We start from the raw sequence: 23234 nt of genomic DNA, 5'->3' as shown, positions 1-23234 counted from the left end.
TCTCATCAACGCTCAAATTCCGCTCCGCTGAACTCCCCCAATTGACTCAGACAACCACTTCCGGTTGCCAACCGTGACTTCTGAGCACTTCCAGTAACTCGTCGTCCGGAAAAAATTCAATCCCTTCCTGGGTAATCATCTGCGCTCTGGCCTGGTCGTTTCGGTAATCCACCACCAACGGCAAGCCGGTCTCCACCCGATAAGGCGTCAACACCGATGACAAATTCTGTAAACGATCCGGTTGTAACGTCGCATCGGCGAACACCTTAATGGCCCGCGCTTTTTCGACGCGTGACTCTGCCAGAGTCACCACCTGTTCGGCATCCAGCTTGATCCCGCCGTTAAACGTATCTTCCGACACTTCGCCGTAAATCAACACCACCGTATCGGGCAACAAAATATCCCGGCACGACTCGAACACCGCCGGGCGCAACACCACTTCCATACGAGCGGTCTGATCGTCGATGGCGACAAAGCCCATTCGGCTGCCGCTTTTGGTCACCTTGCTGCGCGCTTCGACAATCAAACCCGCCGCCCATTTCTTAGCCCATTTCTCCGGACGCAAGGCGGATAATTTCTGCTCAACCAACTTATCCAATTCTTCTCGATAAATTTCAATCGGGTGGCCGGTCATGTACAAGCCCAAGACATCTTTTTCGCCTTTCAGACGTAGCTTCTCGGGCATTTCCGGCACATCGACCAACTCCGAAGCATTTTCCGCTTCAAACGACATGGCATCACCGAATAAATCGCCTTGACCGGCTTCTTCGTCCTTGTGCTTTTGTTCCGCTTTCTGCAAGGCCAAACCGACACTGTCCAACATGGCTTGTCGGTTATCGTGCAGGCAATCCATCGCGCCGGCCAGAATCAACGCTTCAATAACGCGCTTATTGACCTTTTTGGTCACCCGCAAACAGAAATCGAACAAATCCTGATAAGGCCCATTTTCCTTGCGCTCGGCGATAATGCCTTCCAGCGCCGATTCACCAACGCCTTTAATCGCACCCAAGCCGTAACGAACCACTTTTTCTTCCGTTTTGACCGACTTAAAATGGATTTCGCACTCATTGATATTCGGCTGGCGAACATCAATGCCCATGGCATAACATTCGTTGACCATGTGCACCACTTTTTCGGTGTTGTCCATGTCGGATGAAATCTGCGCCGCCATGAACTCGGCCGGGTAATGCGTTTTCAGCCAGGCCGATTGATAAGACACCAACGCATACGCAGCGGAGTGGGATTTGTTGAACCCGTACCCGGCGAATTTCTCCACCAGGTCGAAAATTTTCATCGCCAAGTCGCCGTCAATGCCGCCTTTTTCCGCGCCCTCTTTAAACACCGAACGTTGCTTGGCCATTTCTTCGGGTTTCTTTTTCCCCATCGCACGACGCAGCATATCGGCGCCGCCCAGCGTATAACCGGCCAACACCTGTGCAATCTGCATGACCTGTTCCTGATACAGAATGACCCCGTAGGTCGGTTCCAGAATCGGTTGCAGCGATTCGTGCTGATACTGTGCGTCCGGATAAGAGACTTTTTCCTTACCGTGCTTACGGGCGATGAAGTTGTCCACCATGCCCGACTCCAACGGTCCGGGGCGGAACAAAGCGACCAGGGCGATAATGTCTTCGAAACAGTCGGGGCGCAAACGGACAATCAAATTCTGCATCCCGGCCGATTCCAACTGAAACACCCCGGTGGTCTTACCGGTTTTAATCAGGTCGAAGGTTTGGGTATCGTCCAACGGAATGCGCGCGATGTCGACAAAGCCGTCATCGCCGGGTTGTTTGCCATCATTGATAAAGTGCAAGGCCCAATCAATGATGGTGAGCGTCCGCAAGCCCAAAAAGTCGAATTTGACCAGACCTGCGGTTTCCACATCGTTTTTATCCAGCTGCGTGACCACACTGGTGCCGTCCGGTTCACACAATACCGGGCAGAAATGATCCAACGGTTTCGGGCCGATGACCACCCCACCGGCGTGCTTACCGGTATTCCGCACCGTGCCTTCCAACTTCAAGGCCAGGTCGATGAGCATACGGACGTCTTCTTCATTATCGTAACGTTCCTGAAGCATTTCTTCTTGCTCCAGCGCATCCTTTAGCTTGATACCCAAGTCATTCGGCACCAACTTGGCAATACCGTCCACCATGCCGTAACCGTGGCCCAATACCCGGCCCACATCGCGCACCACGGCTTTCGCCGCCATGGTGCCGAAGGTCACGATTTGCGACACGTGATCCTGTCCGTATTGACGCGACACGTAATCGATAACTTCATCGCGTCGTTCCATACAAAAGTCGACGTCGAAATCGGGCATGGACACCCTTTCCGGATTCAGGAACCGTTCGAACAGCAGGTCGTATTCCAGAGGATCCAAATCGGTGATTTTCAGCGCGTAGGCCACCAGGGAACCGGCACCGGACCCCCGCCCCGGTCCCACCGGTACGTCGTGATTTTTACCCCACTGAATGAAGTCGGCAACGATGAAGAAATACCCGGGGAACCCCATTTGGATAATGATGTCGAGTTCGAACTTGAGACGATCGTCGTATTCTTTACGCTTTTCGGCAAATTCTTCGGCGGACAAATGCCCGAATAGGAACTTCAAACGCTCTTCCAAGCCGTTCCGAGATTCCTGAATAAAATACTCGTCCATTGTCATGCCTTCCGGCACCGGGAAATCCGGCAGGAAGTAAGTGCCCAATGTCAGGGTGACATTACAGCGTTTGGCAATCTCCACCGTATTTTCGATGGCTTCCGGCAAATCGGCAAACAGTTCGATCATCTCATCCGAGGAACGGAAATACTGCTCTTCAGAATAACGTTTCGGTCGGTTCGGGTCGTCAAGAATGTAACCGTCATGAATGCAGACCCGCACCTCATGCGCGTCAAAGTCATCCTCGGATTCAAATCGTACGTCATTGGTGGCCACCACCGGCAACTCATAACGCTGTGCCACTTCCACGGCACCGACCAGGTAGGCTTCTTCATTATCACGGCCGGTACGAACCAACTCCAGATAAAAACGATCCGGGAAGGTTTCCTGCCACCAGGCCGTTCGCTTCGCCGCCAAGTTCGGTTTTTGGGCGAGAATCGCCTGACCGATATCGCCGTCTTTGCCTCCGGACAGGATAATCAGGCCTTCGTTGTAGGCTTTCAGCCATTCTTGCTTGATCAAGGGTTGCATTTCGGTAGCGACGATCTTCTGATTCTTCAGATACGCCATCGAAATCAAATGGGATAGGTTGAGATATCCTTGGTCATTCTGACACAAGGCCACCACTTTGAAGACATTACCGTCTTCGGCTTCAATCAACAGGTCGGAACCGATAATCGGTTTGATGCCGGCGCCGATGGCGGCAGAATAGAATTTGACCAGCGCGAACATGTTCATCTGGTCAGTCAAAGCCAGGGCGGGCTGTTCGTGACCGGCGGCATTCGAAATCGCCGATTTCACCCGTAAGGTGGCATCCACGACCGAATATTCCGAATGAACATGTAAATGAACGAACTGGGTCATATATAAACTAAGGGAACCGTTATTTTTATCTCAACAATACAGTGCGTTTTCACCAGGCCTGGTTCATTTCCGCATTTTATATTTGCGTTTTCGCACCCTGGAAGAGGTATTGCGAATTCACGGCCTGATTTCATTGGTTATAATAGCCGCATATTCTATGATAAATCGCATGCTGAATTCAGATAATTTCCAATGACCAAGTCAATTCACCAACCTTTTTGGCTCGACACCGAACCGGTGGTCTTTCCGCCGACCCATTATGCGCTGGCACAGCCGGACGGTTTGTTAGCCATCGGCGGCGATTTGACGCCCGAATGGTTGTTGACCGCTTATAGCAAAGGCATTTTCCCCTGGTTTAATGAAGACGACCCCATTTTATGGTGGACGCCAAACCCGCGTTCGGTCTTATTTATCGATTCACTCAAAGTGCGGCGCAGCCTGGTGAAAACCATCCGAAAACAACAATTCACCGTCACATTGGATCAGGCATTCGGCGACGTCATGCGCCAATGCGCGGAAACGCCCAGGCCTGGTCAGGATGGCACCTGGATTTCCGACGAGATGCTACAAGCTTACAGCCGCCTGCATCAATCCGGTCATGCCCACTCGGTCGAAGTCTGGCACCAGGATCAACTGGTCGGCGGACTTTACGGCGTCGCCATCGGCAAGGTCTTTTTCGGCGAATCCATGTTTGCCAAAATGAATGATGCTTCCAAAGTCGCCTTGGTGGCGCTGTGCCAGCAACTCAAAGCCTGGGGCTTTCGCATCATCGACACCCAGATGGAAACCGAACACCTCAAATCACTCGGCGCCCGCCTGATTTCACGCGAGCACTTTGAAAGCCTGCTCCGGGAAGACACGGCCAAACCATTTCCGGCCCGAAAATGGCAATTCGACCAGGCCTGGGACCGTGCTTTTCTTCCCGAGAACAGCGTCGACGCGCCCTAACACGTTCCGGCGATTCTAAAAATGACAAAATCTTGAATAAAAACAATCCCTCTGCTATAATCGCCGCTTATTTTTTACAGGGGCACTAAAAGCTAATAATCTCTATGTCAAAACAAGATGTCATCGAATTTGATGGTGAAGTCATTGAAACTTTGCCGAATACCATGTTTAAAGTTCGTTTGGAAAACGGCCACGAAATCTTGGCGCACATCTCCGGACGCATGCGTAAGAACTACATCCGCATCCTGGCGGGTGACAAAGTTAAGGTTGAATTGACGCCTTACGACCTGACCAAAGGTCGCATCACTTACCGCGGGAAATAACTCCCGCAAACTTTGACAGCCCAATGTAAAAACTAAAAAAACCGCTGAAAAGCGGTTTTTTTATATCTGAAAGTAATGACTTAACGCCGATTCGCCTTACTCAACCAGTTCATCGGCTTTCAACTGAATCGTGTCGTTCTCGATATCGATGATGACACGGCCGCCGTCCTGCAAGTCACCAAACAACAGCATTTCCGCCAACGGCTGTTTGATTTTCTCCTGCACCAGACGCCCCATCGGTCTCGCACCCATAAACGGATCGTAACCTTCTTTCGCCAGCCAGGCACGTGCCGCAGACGTCAATTCAATGGACACTTTCTTATCCTGCAAGCTGTTCTCCAACGCATAGATGAACTTGTTGACCACCGAGCCCATGATTTCGGACGACAATCGATTGAACTGCACCACCGCATCGAGACGATTTCGAAACTCCGGTGTAAACACCTTCTTCAATTCGCTTTGGAAGTCCAGCGTATGATCCTGCTCGGTAAAGCCGATGCTGGCACGCGAAGCCGCTTCCGCGCCAACATTCGACGTCATAATCAGAATCACGTTTCGGAAGTCAGCTTTACGGCCGTTGTTGTCGGTCAAGGTGCCGTTATCCATCACCTGCAACAGCAAATTAAACACATCCGGGTGCGCCTTTTCGATTTCATCCAGTAACACCACCGAATGCGGATGTTTATTGACCGCTTCGGTCAATAAACCACCCTGGTCAAACCCGACATACCCCGGCGGCGCCCCAATCAAGCGCGACACCGAATGGGCTTCCATGTATTCGGACATATCGTAACGTAACAACTCGATGCCCAGGTGTTTCGCCAACTGTTGCGTCAACTCGGTTTTCCCGACCCCAGTCGGCCCGGCAAACAGGAAGGACGCCGTCGGACGATTCGGTTCGTTCAAACCGGAACGCGCCAACTTGATGGACGCCACCACTTTATGAATGGCTTCATCCTGTCCAAAGACCACCCGTTGCAAGCTGCTTTCCAGCGAAGACAGTTTGTCTTTTTCTTTTTGGGTGATTTGCGACACGGGAATGCGCGCAATATTGGCGACAATCTGTTGAATCTCCGCCACGGAAATTTGTTTGCGGCGTTTGCTTTTCGGCATCAGCGCCTGTTTCGCGCCGGCTTCGTCGATCACATCAATCGCCTTATCCGGCAGATGACGGTCGGTAATGTAACGTGCCGACAAGTCCACCGCCGTTTTCAACGCCGGCAAGGTGTATTTGACATTGTGGTGCGATTCGAACTGCGACTTCAGCCCTTTCAAAATATCAAAGGTTTCCTGATTGGTCGGTTCGCGTACGTCGATTTTCTGGAAGCGGCGCGCCAAAGCGCGGTCTTTTTCGAAAATACCACGGTATTCTTCATAGGTGGTCGCGCCGATACAACGCAACTTACCGGACGACAACGCCGGTTTCATCAGGTTGGATGCGTCCATCGCGCCGCCTTGCACCGCTCCGGCACCGATAATGGTGTGAATTTCATCAATGAACAAAATCGCGTGAGGTTTTTCTTCCAGCGCTTTCAGCAGGCCTTTGAAACGTTTCTCGAAATCCCCGCGATAACGCGTGCCCGCCAACAACGCACCCATGTCCAAGCTGAACACTTCCGCGTCGAGCAGTTGTTCCGGCACATCACCGCTGACGATTTTATGCGCCAAGCCTTCCGCCACGGCGGTTTTCCCGACCCCCGGTTCACCGACCAACAGTGGATTATTTTTACGACGGCGGCTTAACACTTCCAGCGTCCGCGTCAATTCCCACTGGCGACCGATAATCGGGTCGATGCGTCCTTGTTCGACTTCGGCGTTTAAATTCAAGCTGAAATTGGCAATCGGATCATTTTCCGGCTCCGCCGTTTGAGTGTCTTCCACGCCTTCTTCCGTTGGCGAGCTGGACAGAAAATCTTCCTGCTGTTGCGCGGTCACGCCGTGCGAAAGGTAGCTGAGGATATCGACACGATGCACGCCGCAGCTTTCCAGAATGTACACGGCTTGAGAGTCTTGCTCGGAATAAAGCGACGCTAAAACGTGCAAACCGGTCACTTCGGCATAGCCATTGGATTGCACCAGATAAATGGCGCGCTCAATCACGCGCTGGAACGCCATGGTCGGCAGCAACTCTTCTACTTTGTGACCGGTGCCTTCCGCGTCCAGGTATTTTTCCAATTCGGTTTCAATCATGTTCGGCTTGACACCGCAAGCTTCGATGGCTTCGCGCACAGAAGGCAACCCGAGCAACTCCAACAATAGGTGCTCAAGCGTCACATATTCGTGTTCGTATTCGTTCGCCAAGCTGAACGCATTGCTAAGCGTTAACTGCAATTCCTTGCTTAACATTTAAACCACCTCCATTTCGCACTGCAGAGGATGTTGATGCTCTCTCGCATATTGATTCACTTGCATCACCTTCATTTCAGCCACTTCCCGACTGTATACGCCACAGACGCCCTTTCCTTGGGTATGCACCGCCAACATCACGGCATTGGCTTTGGCTTCGTCCATGCCAAAAAAGCGCATTAATACGTCCACTACAAAATCCATCGGCGTAAAGTCGTCATTCAACAACACCACCTGATAACGTTTCGGTGGTTTGACGGCCGGGCGTTCGGTTTCCAGCACCACGCCGTCATCTTGAAAAGGTTGACTTGCCATTCGAGTTCCTTAGATTTAATTTAACAGAGCCGGCGTTATGCGGCAATCAATTTTGCATAGAGATGACCGGGGACATTGGCCTCATCGCCGGGTAACCCCATGTTTTCAATCAGAATGTATTCGTGCGGAGAATAATTGACCGGAACGGTCACTTTCATGCTGCCGGCGGGCGACTCCAGATCGAGTTTCGTACCCGGCACCAGCAACGTGCTCGGCACCTGGATGGTACCGTAGATATCACACCCTTTGAGCTCCCATTTCAGCGAATCCAGTTTAAGCTGGAATTTCACCAGATAATCTCCCGGTTCGCCACCGAACAGACCTTGATAGCCTTTGCCTTTCAAGCGGAAGGTTTTATTCATGAACGCTTCTCGGGTGAACCTCATTTTCACTTTCAAACCGGGAATGTAAAAATAACCGATTTTCAACAGCCGTATCGCATAACGCAACGTCAGCGGATAAGTGATGATGCGATCCTTACCTCGAATCGGGCGCTGTTTTCGCCATTGATAAGGCCCGCTCGACTCGGAACGCTGCCGTTGCGATGCATTATGCGAATGGGGTTGACTCGATGAATAGGATTTGCGGTTCTGGCGGCAGAAATCCCGCCAGTAAGCATCCTTGAATTTGGTCAACACTTCGTAGGCTTCGGAAATTTCTTGAAACTTTTCGGTGGCATTGTGAATTTTGGAGACGTCGGGGTGGTAGCGTCGAGCCATCTTTCGATAAGCTTGCTTAATCGTTTTATCACAAGCCTGATGATGAACACCGAGCAATGCAAAGTAGTCTTTGGATGTATCGTAACGATTATTCAGCATCTAATATTCGTCACACTCTGAAGCGTTAGGATTAACAACGAAATTCACCCGAAATGCGGTTTTGGTTAGACTTTATTCTAACGGTTTTCCGGTCCAAAAAAAAGCCTTAAGCCAGACCGTCAAAAGCCCTCAATAAGCGTATGAAAAATAAGCATTAGCACGAAAATCAGCGGGTTTTCAAACCGTTTTCAGTAAATTTTTTTCAATTCGAGATGACCTCTTCAAAAGGCGTCTTTTTTCATACCTAACGTGACTCTTCTCAGACATTCTCTTTCAAAAACAACGCATTTGTGCATAATAAGCCCCGAATTAGAAAAGGAAACAAAATGAGCATTGAACAAACCCTGCAAGAAAGAAGCGGTTCAAAATGTGAACTGTGTGGCGCAACCGACCACCTGAGCGTTTATGAAGTGCCGCCTTCGGACGGTTCCGCCGATCAGGCGATTTTGGTATGCGGCACCTGCAAAAGCCAAATCGAATCGCCGGACACGATGGATGCCAACCACTGGCGTTGCTTGAACGACAGCATGTGGTCGCCGGTTCCGGCGGTTCAAGTCATGGCTTACCGCCTGTTGAATGCCCTGCGTGCCGAAGGCTGGCCGCAGGACTTGCTAGACATGATGTATCTGGAAGAAGAAACCAAGGCTTGGGCCGATGCCGGTTTGCCGGATGACGACGACGATGCCATCGTCCACAAAGACAGTAATGGCAACACCTTGCAGGAAGGTGATGATGTCACCCTGATTAAAGATTTGGATGTCAAAGGCGCCGGCTTCACCGCAAAGCGCGGCACCCTGGTGAAAAACATCCACTTGACCGATAACCCGTTGCACATTGAAGGGAAAGTCAACGGCACCCAAATCGTTCTGGTCGCCGCTTATTTGAAGAAAGCGTAAAGACGTTTCGAAACGAACACAGAGAAAACGCTTTTCTTCAAAACCAAAAAACGCCCAGGCCTGGGCGTTTTTCATTGATACCGATTATATTTCCATTTTGACGTTTCAGGACGAAAACGACTCAGTCCGTTCCAGCAAGTTATTCATACAGACTTTATTGCGTCCGGCTTGCTTGGCCGCATACAGAGAATGATCCGCCGCACGGAACAACGTCTCGTAATCCAATACCACTTCATCATGCGGCGTCTGATTCAAATTCTTCAATAACGCCACCAACTCCATCGCCACCCGCTTATCATGACTGGCCACTCCCACACTGACAGAGACATCAATGCCGCCCGGACTTAATTCGGAAACCTGCTGACGCAGCGACTCGGCCCGTTCAAACGCCTCATCGTGATTGCAGCCTGGCATCAATACCACCAGTTCATCCCCGCCGTAACGGACGACAATGTCGGTGGAGCGACACATGCTTTTCACCAACGTCGAAATTTGCTTCAAAACCAAATCCCCTGCGGCATGCCCCATGGAATCGTTGATGGTTTTGAAGTAATCGATGTCAAGAATCATCAAGGAGACACCTTCGTTGTTCTCGATGGACTCCTGAACCATTTTGTCACCGAACTCTTCGATGAAGTGACGATTATTCAGCCCGGTGGCCACATCCAGGTTCGCTTTTAAATACAGCGCTTTTTGAGCCGCTTTGGATTCGTCGAAACGTTTTTTGTTCAGAATCAGGTTGATGGCCCGCGCCAGAAAATCGGTTTCATGGAACGGTTTGGCGATAAAATCCCCCGCCCCATGCTTCAGGACATAAACCTGCCGCAACAAATCGTTCCAGCCGGAGACCGCCAGAATCGGAATATTGCGAATGTCTTCATGCCCTTGACGAATCAGGTTGATGAGGCCAATACCACTGATGGAACCTTCCAATACCAGGTCGGTCACCACCAAATCAAAATAGCGTTTTTTCTTATCGAGAATCTCGGCGGCGGCTTCCCCGCTTTTAACGTGGGTAACTTCCCAGCCGGCCGAAGCCATGATGTGACTGGTGTAATCCGCGGTGCTTTGGGTGTCTTCAATGTACAACACCCGAGCGGAAATATTGGTGGTGGCATACAGCATCAAGCTGCGCAACGCGCGCTTTAAGGTTTGAATGTCGGATTTCAAAAAGATTTCGGTAAACCCGGCATCATAGGCCGAACGTTTGAAATCCTGAGAGGCATTGGACGTGAGCAAAAACTTCGGAATATTGCTCAGCACCTCTTTCAGCTTCAACTTACGCAGAAACTTAAAGCTGTCCATATCCCCGAGTTCATGAGAAATGCTGATCGCATTCGGAATCTCTTTTTTCAGGTAAGCGAGCGCATCCTCACCACTTTTCGCCTCGATGACGGTGACGTCCTCGGTGGACAAAATTTCTTTAATCAGTTCCCGATAACTCAACGAGGGGTCGATAATTAGAATTTTCATGTGTTATACCCAACCCCGATGTGCTTTGCGGTTAAATCAATCATTCAAACTCTTCTTTACGGAGCGGCCTACCACGAACCACTCAACGCCGGTTGATGAATTGGCGGCAATATTAACGAAATTTCATTGAAAATGAAACAGTTAAAATTTTCCACCCGGCTTTCGGGCCTTCAACGAACTTCCTCTCACGTCCCTGTAAAAGCAATGCGGATAATTATACCCCCTTCCATGACCGTTTCCCATGTAAAAACGGGTTACTCTCGCCTTTTTCAAACTTAAGAAGTCTTAAATTCCCTGCATCATCAAAACGTTATTGTGTAAAATTCCACTTTTCAAAAAACGATAACGGAAAGACAAGATGGGTAGAGCTTACCAAAACCGCAAAGAATCCATGGCGAAAACGTCTGACGCCAAAGCCAAAGTCTACAGCAAATTCAGTCGTGAAATTTACGTCTGCGCCAAAAGCGGCGGCGCGGAAACCGACAGCAACCTGGCCCTGCAAGGCCTGATCGAACGCGCCAAAAAAGCTCAAGTGCCCGCGCACGTTATCGACAAAGCGCTCGACAAAGCCAAAGGCGGTGGCGGTGAAGACTTCGCCGTGGCCCGTTACGAAGGTTATGGACCGGGCAGCAGCATGGTGATTGTCGAATGCCTGACCGACAACCCCAACCGCACCTTCGGCGATGTGCGCAGTTGTTTTACCAAGACCAAAAGTAAAATCGGAACTCAAGGCAGCGTCAGTCATATGTTTGACCATTCGGCGATTCTGGTCTTCGCCGGTCAGGATGAAGAAGCCGTTTTGGAAGCGCTCTTGATGGCCGACGTCGACGTTTCCGACATTGAAAATGAAGACGGCAAAATCAGCGTATTCGTCCCGCACACCGAATACGCCAAAGCCAAAACTGCACTGATTGAAGCCTTCGGCTCAATCGATTTCGAAGTCGATGAAATCCAGTTCCTGCCACAAATGACCAAACCGTTGGAAAACGACGACGACCGCGAAATGTTCGAAAAACTGTTGGAAATGCTCGAAGACCTAGACGACGTCCAAAACGTCTACTTCGACATCGAACTGTAACGCTGCATTTCTAATCGCTCTCAAACGTATAAAAAACCACCAGGCCTGGTGGTTTTTTCTTTTTCAAAGCCGGATTATTCCGTCATCCGGCTGCCATCCAAAAACCGTTAAACTATAATATAATGCTAATTTGATCGGCACCTCAACCGTAGGCGGGCGCTGTCCGGACGACCTGATCAAATTTCAACCCATTATAATTTCAACCTAGGGACACACACGTGCCAGGAACGCATTACGACAACGACCACTCTTTTATTGAAGAGCTGCCTTTTCATTTGAAAAAGATAGCGCATCGAATCATTCGGGACGATTCCTTGGAAACGATGATACTGAGTGTCGACAGCCAAGCTTCGACCCATTTCAAAGACATGGATAAAGTGTCCGTTGACGACATCCTGAAAACCCTCCATGCCTGCCTGGTCGCAAAGATCACCTTCTTCGACAAACAACTGTATGTGCTCGACAACGAAATGGCTTTTCTATACGAGCAATTGTATCGTTCCTTGCGTTATTTACTGGCCGACCGACTGGACGCCGAGGCATCGGACGACGAACTGCTCGACTTCCTCAAACAGTATTACCCCAAAACGCACTACTGGATTCACAAAACCGATACCGCCGACCGCTACTCTTTAGCCATCCGCTCCCGGCGTGAAAACACCCGTCGTTTTTACCGTTACACCGCGAACATGACCTACCATTTCGTTCGCCTCGGCGCGCATGAAAACGCCACGGAACTTCAAGGCGACATCTACACATCCGGTATCAAGCACTTCACCAAGATCGTCAACCAGAAGCTGGACACCCTGATGGATCACTATCAGAAAAATATCCGCGAAGCCCTGGTGGACAGTCACCCGGAAGCCTATGACCTCTTTACCGTCGTGGCGGAAAAAAACGAATATTTACGGGAAGTCCTGAACGGCATCTCCGTCGGCCGTCTTTCGGTGGAAGAATCCAAACGTTTCCTGAAAGCCAATTTGGAGTCCACCCTGGATTTTGCCTCCCTCAAAGGCAATATCCGAACCGAATCCATCCTGCGGGATTTCGAAGAAAAGGTCGACCACATCGGCCAGAGCACCTTAACGCTGTTGGAAAACTCTACGCCCCACAAACTCTACGAAGGACCGGTGCTCGAAAAGGTCAAAATCGACTATGACATCCGGGACTATGTCGAAAAGAAAAAACGTAACAGTTCCAGCTTGCTGATGTCCTTCATCAACCTTTATCACTATGCCGCACTGCTGGAAAAAATCTACAACAATATCTCGAGCAGCAACTACATCATCGTCTTCCCGGAATACTGGAGTGCGGATTCCCACGATATTTCCTCCGGCGGCTTCTCTTTCTTCACCCCTTTCCTGGTCGACATCAACGACCATTTGGAACTCTTTTTCCGCTTCGACCTTTCGGCCTCCGATAAAACCAACGATTACGAAATCGTTCATCAAAAAGCCAAGGTGGTACGGATTGATGAAAAAACCGACATCGGCGCCTACCAGATTTCCTGCCAATTCCTGCATCCGGACAAAAACACCATGGATTTGATTCGAAAAGCCACCCAGTCCAAAGAACTGAAAGACGCTTTCTCGAACGCCGAACTGATTGATACGGTAGACGAATACAACCAATAACCCCCTTTCAAGGGCCATATAAAAAAACCGCCAGGCCTGGCGGTTTCAATAATGGTTAAGTCCGTTAAGTCAGCAACGTTTTTCACGCATGCGACATCGTTTCGTGGTACCGCACTTCTCCCACTTTTGGTGCTGACAAATATAACTCCAGCCATTAATACACGGATAGGTGTAAGAAACATCCAACAGTTTTCCGCAGTCTTTTTTGCGTGTCTCTTCCTGTGCCTCTTTCAACAAATCCGCCATGTATAACAAATCATCCGGTTCTTCAAGGCTTTCCAGGTTCAATCGCGCCGCGACATCCATCCCCGGTTCCGTATCGTCACTTTCAAAGTATAGGTTTTTTTCAGGTGTATCAGCCATTTCAAATACTCCTTCAGTCCATATTCATTGGAAAATCACATCGGCATCGAACGGTGTTCGACATCAATACAATAAAATAAGCATAAACACTTATCTTTAAACTCAATTTATATGACAAAAGAAGATGAAAAACCAATAAAAATCGTTAATAACCATACATATTTAAATGATTTTATAACCGGAATAAAAACAAAAAAACCGCCAGACCTGGCGGTTTTTAAAGGTTAGACTCATAAAGTTCAACCGCTTTAAAAAGCGGCTTATCACTTTCTTTTATACGGCGTCAATCAGCGTATTCAAGGTTGCGCTTGGGCGCATGGCTTGGCTGGCCAGCTCGGCATTTGGCTTGTAATAACCGCCGATGTCCATGGCCTGTCCTTGCGCGCCGTTCAGTTCATCCATGATTTGTGCTTCGTTTTTCGCCATGGCGTCGGCCAAGTCGGTAAAGCGCGCTTTCAATTCGGCATCCGCGTCCTGGGCCGCCAATTCCTGCGCCCAGTACATCGCCAAATAGAAATGACTGCCACGGTTATCGATTTCACCCACTTTACGCGATGGCGACTTGTTGTTTTCCAGGAAACGCCCGGTCGCTTTATCCAAGGCATCCGCCAGGACCTGCGCTTTCGGGTTGTTGAAATGGCTGGACAAATGCTCCAACGACACGGCCAACGCCAGGAATTCACCCAGTGAATCCCAACGCAAATGGTTTTCGCTCATAAACTGCTGAACGTGTTTCGGTGCAGAACCACCGGCACCGGTCTCAAACAAACCACCGCCATTCATCAACGGCACAATGGACAGCATTTTAGCGGACGTGCCCAACTCCAAAATTGGGAACAAATCGGTCAAATAATCACGCAATACATTCCCGGTCACGGAAATGACGTTTTGCCCTTCTTTAATATGACGCAGGGTAAAGCGTGTGGCTTCTTCCGGCGACATAATATGAATTTCCAATCCGGCCGTATCATGCTCCAATAGATAATGATTGACCTTTTCAATCAACTGATGATCGTGGGCACGATTAGTATCCAGCCAGAATACCGCCGGCCAACCGGTTGCGCGGGCACGGCTTACCGCTAACTTAACCCAGTCACGAATCGGCGCGTCCTTGACCTGACACATACGGAAAATATCACCGGCTTCCACGTTTTGTTCCAACAAAACCTGTCCCTCTTTATCCAGCACCTTGACGGTTCCGGCATCGGTCATTTCGAACGTTTTGTCGTGCGAGCCGTATTCTTCGGCCTTCTGCGCCATCAAGCCGACGTTCGGAACCGTGCCCATTGTCGTTGGATCAAACGCGCCATGATGCTTACAGAAATTAATGGTTTCTTGATAGACACCGGCATAACAACGATCCGGAATCACCGCCAGCGTATCTTGTTGCTGACCGTCCTTATTCCACATTTGCCCGGAAGTGCGAATCATCGCCGGCATGGACGCATCGACAATCACGTCGGACGGCACATGCAGGTTGGTGATGCCTTTATCGGAATCCACCATGGCAATATCCGCTTTGGCACTCACAGTATCGGCAATCGCTTTCTCGATTTCCGCACGTTTGTCATCGCCTAGATGTTGGATTTTGCTGTAAACATCCCCCAAACCGTTGTTCGGGTTGACACCGACTTGCTCGAACTCGGCCGCGTATTTTTCAAACACCTCGGCAAAGAAAACCGATACGGCCTGCCCGAAAATAATCGGGTCGGACACTTTCATCATGGTCGCTTTCAGGTGCAACGAAAATAAAATCCCCTGCTCTTTGGCTTCCTGAACCGCTTTCGCCAAAAAGGCACGTAACGCTTTTTGGCTCATGACCGCCGCGTCGATAATTTCGCCCGCCTGCAAAGGTGCATAGGCTTTCAGTTCTTTAGTGTCGCCGGACTGTGAAACGAATTCGATTTTAAATTCCGTGGCATCCGACAAGGTCGTGGATTTTTCGGAACCATAGAAATCGCCTTCGGACATATGAGCCACTTTCGATTTGGAATCCGCCGACCAGGCGCCCATGGAATGCGGGTGCTTTTTCGCGAAATTTTTCACCGAGGTCGGCGCACGACGGTCGGAATTCCCTTCACGCAAGACCGGGTTAACCGCACTGCCCAACACTTTGGCGTAGGTGGCTTTGATTTTCTCTTCTTCGGCATTCTGCGGGTTGGCCGGATAATCCGGAACATCATAACCTTGGGATTGCAATTCCTTGATGGCGGCATTCAACTGGGGAATGGACGCGCTGATATTCGGTAGTTTAATGATGTTGGCGTCCGGCGTTTTCGCCAGTTCGCCCAATTCATTCAACGCATCTCCAATGCGCTGCGCTTCGGTCAGTTTTTCCGGAAAGTTCGCCAGGATACGCCCTGCCAGCGAAATATCGCGCGTCTCAACCGCCACACCGGCAGCTTTGGTAAAGGCTTCGATAATCGGTAGCAACGAATAAGTGGCCAGCGCCGGTGCTTCGTCGGTTAGGGTGTAAATAATCTTGGAAGTCGTCTTAGCGGATTCTGTCATTGGAAGTTCCTAAATTAAGCGCGCCTCAAGGTCAGGCGATGAAAGGTTAAAGAATGTTAGAATAACGCCTATTTTACATCACCGACCGAAAAAATATAAGTCAACGATGAAACGATGAGTCAAACCCTATGAGTCACTTGCTGCTTTTCAATAAACCGTTCAATGTGCTGTGTCAGTTTACCGATGAACCCCAGTACAAAGGGCAACGCGAAACCCTGGCAGATTACATCCAGCGCCCAGGGTTTTACGCGGCCGGACGCTTAGACCGAGATTCCGAAGGCTTGTTGCTGTTGACGGACGACGGCAAACTGCAACACCAAATCGCCGACCCGAAACATAAACAACCGAAAACCTACCTGGTGCAAGTAGAAGGCGAGCTCACAAAACAGGCGATTCAGCAATTGCAACAAGGCGTTGAACTCAAAGACGGTTTGACCCAGCCGGCGAAGGCTCGAAAAATGCCAGAGCCCAAATGGTTGTGGCCGCGCAATCCTCCGATTCGCGAACGCAAAAACATTCCAACGTCCTGGCTGGAACTGACGATTACCGAAGGTAAAAACCGCCAAGTGCGCCGTATGACGGCCGCCGTCGGCTTCCCGACCTTGCGCTTGATCCGCACGCGAATCGGCGATTACCAGTTAAAGAACTTACAACCCGGCGAATCGATTCTGCTGGAAAAATCGTGATAAAATAAGCCCATGCAAAACACCACTCAAACTCCAACCGGAGACAACTCTCAAATTAAAGTCATCGTCGGCCTTTCCGGCGGTGTGGATTCGTCCGTTACGGCGTTATTATTGAAACAACAAGGCTATGACGTCGAAGGCCTGTTCATGAAGAACTGGGAAGGCGACGATACCGAAGACTACTGCCCTGCCGCGGAAGACTTGAAAGACGTCCTGGCGATTTGCGAAAAACTCGACATTCCGTTACACGTGGAGAACTTCTCCGGCGAATATTGGGATCGGGTTTTCGAGCATTTCCTGGCGGAATACAAATCCGGTCGCACACCGAACCCGGACATCCTTTGCAATAAGGAAGTCAAATTCAAGGCCTTCCTGCAACACGCCATGACCTTGGGCGCGGATTTCATCGCCACCGGCCATTATGCTCGCATTCATCGTGACGACAAGGGTCAGTGCCACCTGATGAAAGGTTTGGATGCCAATAAGGATCAAAGTTACTTTCTATACACCTTGCAACAGCATCAATTGGCGAAATCCCTGTTCCCCATCGGCGAATTGGAAAAGCCTTACGTGCGCCAACTGGCCGAAGAAGCGGACCTCATCACCCACGACAAGAAAGACAGCACCGGCATCTGCTTTATCGGCGAGCGCAAGTTCAAAGACTTCCTGCAGCAGTTTTTACCGGCGCAACCGGGCGACATCGTCAATACCGACGGCAAAGTCATCGGGCATCATGACGGCTTGATGTACCACACCTTGGGACAACGCAAAGGCCTAGGCATCGGCGGCGGGCATGGCGACTCGGGCCTGCCTTGGTTTTCGGCCGACAAGGACTTGGAAAAAAATCAACTGATTGCGGTGCAAGGAGCCGATCACCCACTGTTGAATCACGCTTATTTGACCGCCGACACCTGTGACTGGACCTCCGGCCAATGTCCCAAGCTGAACCACCCGCTCAAGGCCAAGGTGCGTTATCGTCAACCGGAAACCGGCTGCATGATACTGTCGGAAACCAACGGGGAAATCGTCGTAAAGTTCGACGAAGACCAAACCGCCATCACGCCGGGCCAGTCCGTGGTATTCTATGAGGGTGACGAGTGCCTGGGCGGTGCCGTCATCACCGGACGTTATCACCATTTAAACGAGATTGAAGCGAGATAAAATCGACGTTATGACGCAAGCTTATACCGACCAAGACAAAGCCATCGCGCTCATCGGCATCTACCAAGTCGCGCAGCAAGTGTATCAACTGGCCACCAGCGGTAAAACCGACGAAATCGCTTACCAAACCAGCATCAACTCACTGTTTTGCGAAAACCCCGACGATACGCTGGACGTATTCGGTGGAGACGTCCAAAACATTCAACTGGGCGTAAATACCCTTTTAGCACAGATGAGCTCCAACGAATCGGTCTCAGCACGGAATATCGAAGTCACCAAATACGTACTCAGCCTGATGATTTTGGAAAAAAATGTCTCGAAAACGGAAGGGACTTTTGATAAGGTTTCTAGAGTCATTGAATCCGCCTGTGCACAAAGAACCCATTTTGGCGACTTCCATGAAAACGTCATCGCGACGTTGGCGAGGGCTTATTCGGAAAATATCAGTCCGATTAACCCGAGAATCATGGTCAACGGACAGCACGGGCATTTACAGAACCCAAAAACGGCCAATAAAATCCGCGCACTGCTTTTGGCGGGGATTCGGGCGGCGGTTTTATGGCGCCAGGTCGGAGGCAGCCGCTGGGGCTTGTTGTGGAGCCGCAAAAAATACTTACAGGCGGCGCAAGCGCTCTATAGAGTACCGGCCGACAACTCTGAATCGACAGAACAATAATCGGTGATACTTGGGCGCTCTGTAAGCCAGAACCGCCAGACAAAATCCACCGAAAGCACTTCGAACGTTAGTCAAACGAAAGGCGATGCGCAGCGACTGCCGTCGCCATTTTCAAACCCCGTCCTAGATTGGAGGACCGCATGAACGACGTTACCATCGAATCCAACCCGTCACAGGAAAAGCTCGACCTGATGGGGGTCATGCAATGGCCGATATGGGAGAAGGAAGTCTCCAACTTCCCTTGGCATTATGATGAGCGCGAAATCTGTTACTTACTGGAAGGCGAAGTCACTGTCACCACCGAAAACGGTACCCAATACCACATCAAAACCGGTGATTTGGTGACCTTCCGCCGTGGCTTGAACTGCTACTGGGCGGTTGAAAAGCCGGTGAGAAAACATTATCAATTCGGCTGAAAGCATTTCGGCTCCAAATAAAAAAGCGCCTAAACGGCGCTTTTTTATTATCGCTTTGATTCCTTCTTAAAAAACGCCCAGGCCTGGGCGTTTTTCAGAAACGATTCGATTTATCGAACTTAAAGCCCGGCCGGCTTAATGGTTTTGTAGTTCGACATCTTTTCAATTTTCGCGGCATCCATCATGGTCTGAATACGCGCGTCAACTTCCGATGTGGCCGACAAGTTGATTAACGCATCTTTCAACTGAGCTTTAATCGCTTCGTCTTCCGGCAAGGTGCCTTCTTCCACGCGCAAGACTTCAATGACCACCGAATCACCGGTCGGCAATTGATAAGTGGTATAACTTGGTGCTTCACCGCTCGGTTTCGGCGACTTGAAAATGGCTTGCGTCAGCTGCGGCAAAACGCGACGGTTTTCACGCTCCAACCAACCGACCGGCGTAAACTCAACGCCCTCCTTAACCAAATCCTGCATCTTGGAATCGCCTTTTTGCAATTTAGCCAGCAATTCACCCGCTAAATCCGCCGACGCGTTCACCGCCGCTTCGCGCTTCAGAATGCGCACGATGTCCGCTTTGACTTCGTCCAAAGACTGCTGCTTGGCTGGCATGCTTTCATCCACGCGCACCACCACCGATTCGGTTGGCGACAACTCAATCGCGGCACTGTTCAATCCGGATTTTTTCACGTCTTCGGAAAAGGCCGCCGCCATGACTTTGGCATTGGACGTCACTTCATCCCCGCCACCGCTTCTTGGAATCGGGTCGGTCGTTTGCACTTCCAAACCGACCACTTCCGCCGCCGGCACCAGTGAATCGGCTTGTTCATAGGCAACGGTATTCAACTGTTCCAACTGCTCGAAATACTGTTTTTCGGCTTGCTGATTGCGGTACATGTCGTCCACTTCGTCTTTTACTTCCGCATACGGCAGTACTTTTTTCGGTTGAATTTTCGTCAATTTGATCAGGTGATAACCGAAATCGGTTTTCACCGGCTCGCTGACTTCGCCGACTTTCATTGTGAACACGGCTTCGTCGAATTCCGGCACCATCATGCCTTGTTGGAACAAGCCCAAATCACCACCCATCGCCGCCGAACCGGGATCGTCCGAATACTCTTTCGCCAAGGCCGCAAAATCGTCACCATTCGCTAATTTCGCCTGAATGTCCTGGATTTCTTTCAAGGCCGCCGCATCGTCGGTTTCTTCATCGATTTTCACCAGAATGTGACTCGCTTGACGTTTTTCCGGATCGGTAAACTGGTCCTTGTTGTTCTCATAGAACTGTTTCAAAGTTTTATCGTCAACACTCACTTGCTTCGCCAGTTCTTCTTGCGACAACAACACATAACTCAATTTGACCATTTCCGGGGTCACAAAGTCTTCTTTATGCTGTTCATAGTAAGCTTGAATCGCATCATCCGGCACGGTCGCCGTTTCAATGAACGGACGCTGATCCACACGCAGATAATTCACGTCACGCTTTTGGAACTGCAGGGCGGCCAATTGTTTTACCTGATCATCGGTCACAATCGCCGAGGCCGCCGTCAACTGACGGTTTTGGTTTTCAATCAGATACTGACGCTGTTCGTATTCGAAACGCGCCACGTTCAAGCCGTTGCGCATCAAAATATCTTTATACAGCGCATCATCGAATTGGCCGTCTTTCTGGAACACCGGAGCCGACTGAATCGTCATCGCCAACTGCTGATCGGAAATCACCATATCGTGTGCATCGGCCCATTGACGCACCACTTCGGATTCAATCAAGGCATCCATCACCTGGTCACGCAAATCTTCGTCATTGACGACCTGGTCGTAAAGCTCGCCAAACTGATTTTTAAGGCGTGATTGCTGGCGGGCATAAAGCGTTAAGAATTCCGTTGCGGTAATGTCTTCGCCATTGACTTCGGCGACCACCACCGTCTTGTCACCTTGGGCATATTGATCGATGCCGAACAGGGCGAACGTAATGATGATTAAACCGACAATCGTCCAGGCAATCCAGCCTTGTGCATGCTCTCTAATGCTTTGTAACATCTTGTTCCGATACCTTAAAAAGTCAAAAAAATTATTGTAACAATCTCTGTTGGGCCTTTCAGATAATTTTTAGGAAAAAACCCTTATTTCTGTGATAAAGTTAAACGGTTTCAATCGAAAATAAAACCTAAAATAAACCTAAAGTAACCCTCATGAAAAAAGTCCTGTATATCGACGACGCCTCTTCCATGCGTAAACTGGTCGACATGGTTCTCGGAAAAGAATTTGACCTCACCATTGCCGAAGACGGCCAGCAAGGACTCGACGCGTTGAAAAAAGAGCAATTCGACGTCATCCTTTCCGACATCAACATGCCGGTCATGTCCGGTTTGGCGTTTTTGGAAGCGGCGCGAAAGCTTGAAAACTACCGTTTTACGCCGATTTTAATGATGACCACCGAAGCCAGTCAGGAAATGAAAGAACAAGGCCGTGCCTTGGGCGCCACTGGCTGGATTGTCAAACCCTTTAACCCGGAAACCCTACCGGGCGTCATCCGTAAAGTCCTTTAAGCTGGTTTCCTGAAAACCACCAGGCCTGGTGGTTTTGCGATCTTGCCAGTGCTCAAACCTAACGGCTCCGTTTTGGACCGTTGAACCAACAAACCTGAAAACAACGCCCATAAAAAAACCGCCGTTGGCGGTTTTTTTAACGTCAATCAAAGCAGGATACTTATTCCCCTGCGAACGGGTCTTGCAACACCAGGGTTTCACTACGATCCGGTCCGGTCGATAAAATCGACACCGGCACACCCATTTCTTTTTCCAGGAAACGGATATAAATCTTGGCTTCTTCCGGCAAGGCCTCCCAACTCGCAATCCCAACGGTTGAGGTATTCCAGCCTTTTAACGTTTCATAATGCGGCTTCACCAATTCGTACTCATCCGCGCTGGATGGTGGCAAGAAAATGTCTTCGCCGTCTTTGATGTATTTCGTACAGACCTTGATTTCGTCCAACTCGTCCAATACATCCAGTTTCGTCAAGCACACGCCGGTCAAGCCGTTGATTTGAGCGGAACGACGCAAGGCCACCGCATCGAACCAACCACAACGACGTTGACGTCCGGTGGTCGCGCCAAATTCACGCCCACGAGTCCCCAATTCTTTACCGACCGGGTCACCTTCATCCGTCGCACAATCGTAAGTCAATTCGGTCGGGAAAGGCCCTCCGCCAACACGCGTGGCATAAGCCTTGGTGATCCCCAGCACATAATCCAGTTGGCAAGGCCCGATACCGCTACCGGAAGCCGCGCCGCCCGCCGTGGTGTTGGAAGATGTCACATACGGATAGGTGCCCTGATCAATGTCCAACAACGTCCCCTGCGCCCCTTCAAACATCAGATTTTTACCGGCACGGTTGTACTGATCGATCAGGTTCGGAATATCCGCCAACATCGGAACAATCAAATCGGCATACGCCTGACATTTATCCCACAAAGCGTCGAACGAAACCGGTTCTACCTGATAGTAATTTTCCAGCATGTAGTTGTGGTAAGCCAAAGTGCCTTCCAGCTTTTGCTTGAACTGGGCCATATCACGCAAATCACCCGCACGCAGGCCGCGACGGGCGACTTTATCTTCATACGCTGGCCCGATTCCACGGCCGGTGGTACCAATTGCCTTATTGCCGCGCGCCAGTTCTCTGGCTTGATCGAGTGCGACGTGGTAATCCAGAATCAAAGGGCAAGCATCACTGATTTTCAGACGGCTTTTAACTCGTAAGCCGGTCGCTTCCAGTTGCGTAACTTCCTTTTCCAAGGCTTCCGGAGCCAGTACCACACCATTTCCGATAAAGCATTCCACCTCTTCTCTCAAAATGCCGGATGGAATCAAATGCAGTACGGTTTTCTGGCCATCGATGACCAGCGTGTGCCCGGCATTGTGACCGCCTTGAAAGCGTACAACAGCCGCAACGCGGTCTGTCAAGAGGTCAACAATCTTGCCTTTTCCTTCATCGCCCCACTGAGTTCCTACGACGACAATATTTTTTTTAGCCATTTTTTTCTCTTTATAACGAATGAATTACGG

19 protein-coding genes are annotated in these 23234 nt (G+C 50.2%); 10 read left to right on the top strand and 9 right to left on the bottom strand.

The annotated features are described in order from the left end of the window. Positions 1-46: 46 nt before the first annotated feature. On the bottom strand, positions 47-3526 hold the full coding sequence (dnaE, locus tag EPV75_RS06135; RefSeq protein ID WP_128384808.1) for a DNA polymerase III subunit alpha: 3480 nt from the start codon (positions 3524-3526) through the stop codon (positions 47-49). Between the two features lie 192 nt (positions 3527-3718). On the opposite strand from dnaE, the gene aat reads away from it, so the two are divergent. Then, a complete protein-coding gene (gene aat, locus EPV75_RS06130) occupies positions 3719-4474 on the top strand; it encodes a leucyl/phenylalanyl-tRNA--protein transferase (protein WP_128384807.1) in 756 nt (251 codons plus the stop codon). 104 nt (positions 4475-4578) lie between these two features. After that, entirely contained in the window at positions 4579-4797 is a 219-nt protein-coding gene (infA, locus tag EPV75_RS06125) for a translation initiation factor IF-1 (protein ID WP_011370535.1), read from the top strand. A 96-nt stretch (positions 4798-4893) separates the two neighbouring features. Here the strand turns inward: infA and clpA are convergent, their stop codons facing one another. From clpA to EPV75_RS06110, 3 genes are read right to left on the bottom strand one after another with little or no spacing between them, the layout of a single operon-like run. Then, positions 4894-7143, bottom strand: a complete 2250-nt coding sequence (clpA, locus tag EPV75_RS06120) for an ATP-dependent Clp protease ATP-binding subunit ClpA (RefSeq protein WP_128384806.1) — start codon at positions 7141-7143, stop codon at positions 4894-4896. Further along, complete coding sequence (gene clpS, locus EPV75_RS06115; RefSeq protein ID WP_029937956.1) at positions 7144-7458, bottom strand: ATP-dependent Clp protease adapter ClpS; 315 nt, start codon at positions 7456-7458, stop codon at positions 7144-7146. It abuts the gene before it with no gap. Between the two features lie 35 nt (positions 7459-7493). Further along, positions 7494-8276, bottom strand: coding sequence for a DnaJ domain-containing protein (locus EPV75_RS06110; protein WP_029937955.1), 783 nt, complete (start codon positions 8274-8276; stop codon positions 7494-7496). Positions 8277-8602: 326 nt separating this feature from the next. Here EPV75_RS06110 and EPV75_RS06105 point away from each other — a divergent pair, with 326 nt between their 5' ends. Continuing rightward, positions 8603-9172: a PhnA domain-containing protein gene (locus EPV75_RS06105; RefSeq protein WP_029937954.1), complete on the top strand. Its 570-nt coding sequence runs from the start codon at positions 8603-8605 to the stop codon at positions 9170-9172. Between the two features lie 105 nt (positions 9173-9277). Here the strand turns inward: EPV75_RS06105 and EPV75_RS06100 are convergent, their stop codons facing one another. Further along, complete coding sequence (locus tag EPV75_RS06100) at positions 9278-10645, bottom strand: diguanylate cyclase (RefSeq protein WP_029937953.1); 1368 nt, start codon at positions 10643-10645, stop codon at positions 9278-9280. 358 nt (positions 10646-11003) lie between these two features. On the opposite strand from EPV75_RS06100, the gene EPV75_RS06095 reads away from it, so the two are divergent. Both EPV75_RS06095 and EPV75_RS06090 read left to right on the top strand, forming a co-directional pair. Continuing rightward, a complete protein-coding gene (locus tag EPV75_RS06095) occupies positions 11004-11723 on the top strand; it encodes a YebC/PmpR family DNA-binding transcriptional regulator (RefSeq protein WP_128384805.1) in 720 nt (239 codons plus the stop codon). Between the two features lie 218 nt (positions 11724-11941). Next, positions 11942-13357 (top strand): PilZ domain-containing protein, encoded by a 1416-nt coding sequence (locus EPV75_RS06090; RefSeq protein ID WP_128384804.1) that lies wholly within the window; start codon positions 11942-11944, stop codon positions 13355-13357. A gap of 69 nt (positions 13358-13426) precedes the next feature. Here the strand turns inward: EPV75_RS06090 and EPV75_RS06085 are convergent, their stop codons facing one another. Then, a complete protein-coding gene (locus EPV75_RS06085; RefSeq protein ID WP_029937950.1) occupies positions 13427-13720 on the bottom strand; it encodes a hypothetical protein in 294 nt (97 codons plus the stop codon). 273 nt (positions 13721-13993) lie between these two features. After that, positions 13994-16231 (bottom strand): NADP-dependent isocitrate dehydrogenase, encoded by a 2238-nt coding sequence (locus EPV75_RS06080; RefSeq protein ID WP_128384803.1) that lies wholly within the window; start codon positions 16229-16231, stop codon positions 13994-13996. Positions 16232-16359: 128 nt separating this feature from the next. Between EPV75_RS06080 and EPV75_RS06075 the strand changes: the two genes are divergently transcribed. From EPV75_RS06075 to EPV75_RS06060, 4 genes are all read left to right on the top strand, one after another. Then, positions 16360-16917 (top strand): rRNA large subunit pseudouridine synthase E, encoded by a 558-nt coding sequence (locus EPV75_RS06075; RefSeq protein ID WP_128384802.1) that lies wholly within the window; start codon positions 16360-16362, stop codon positions 16915-16917. A gap of 12 nt (positions 16918-16929) precedes the next feature. After that, the gene (gene mnmA / locus EPV75_RS06070) at positions 16930-18078 is read left to right on the top strand and encodes a tRNA 2-thiouridine(34) synthase MnmA (protein WP_128384801.1); all 1149 of its coding nucleotides are present in this window, start codon (positions 16930-16932) and stop codon (positions 18076-18078) included. Between the two features lie 10 nt (positions 18079-18088). After that, positions 18089-18754: a high frequency lysogenization protein HflD gene (hflD, locus tag EPV75_RS06065; RefSeq protein WP_128384800.1), complete on the top strand. Its 666-nt coding sequence runs from the start codon at positions 18089-18091 to the stop codon at positions 18752-18754. A gap of 140 nt (positions 18755-18894) precedes the next feature. Further along, a complete protein-coding gene (locus tag EPV75_RS06060; RefSeq protein WP_029937945.1) occupies positions 18895-19170 on the top strand; it encodes a cupin domain-containing protein in 276 nt (91 codons plus the stop codon). A gap of 119 nt (positions 19171-19289) precedes the next feature. Here EPV75_RS06060 and EPV75_RS06055 read toward each other — a convergent pair whose 3' ends face one another. Further along, positions 19290-21209 (bottom strand): SurA N-terminal domain-containing protein, encoded by a 1920-nt coding sequence (locus EPV75_RS06055; protein WP_128384799.1) that lies wholly within the window; start codon positions 21207-21209, stop codon positions 19290-19292. 152 nt (positions 21210-21361) lie between these two features. On the opposite strand from EPV75_RS06055, the gene EPV75_RS06050 reads away from it, so the two are divergent. Continuing rightward, complete coding sequence (locus EPV75_RS06050; RefSeq protein ID WP_029937943.1) at positions 21362-21718, top strand: response regulator; 357 nt, start codon at positions 21362-21364, stop codon at positions 21716-21718. Between the two features lie 160 nt (positions 21719-21878). Here the strand turns inward: EPV75_RS06050 and EPV75_RS06045 are convergent, their stop codons facing one another. Continuing rightward, complete coding sequence (locus EPV75_RS06045) at positions 21879-23204, bottom strand: adenylosuccinate synthase (protein WP_128384798.1); 1326 nt, start codon at positions 23202-23204, stop codon at positions 21879-21881. Positions 23205-23234: the final 30 nt, after the last annotated feature.

The sequence above is a fragment of the Hydrogenovibrio thermophilus genome, assembly GCF_004028275.1.
In the GTDB taxonomy this organism is placed as follows: domain Bacteria; phylum Pseudomonadota; class Gammaproteobacteria; order Thiomicrospirales; family Thiomicrospiraceae; genus Hydrogenovibrio; species Hydrogenovibrio thermophilus.
Note: the sequence above shows the minus strand (reverse complement) of the source record. Positions and strands in the feature narration are given on the sequence as shown.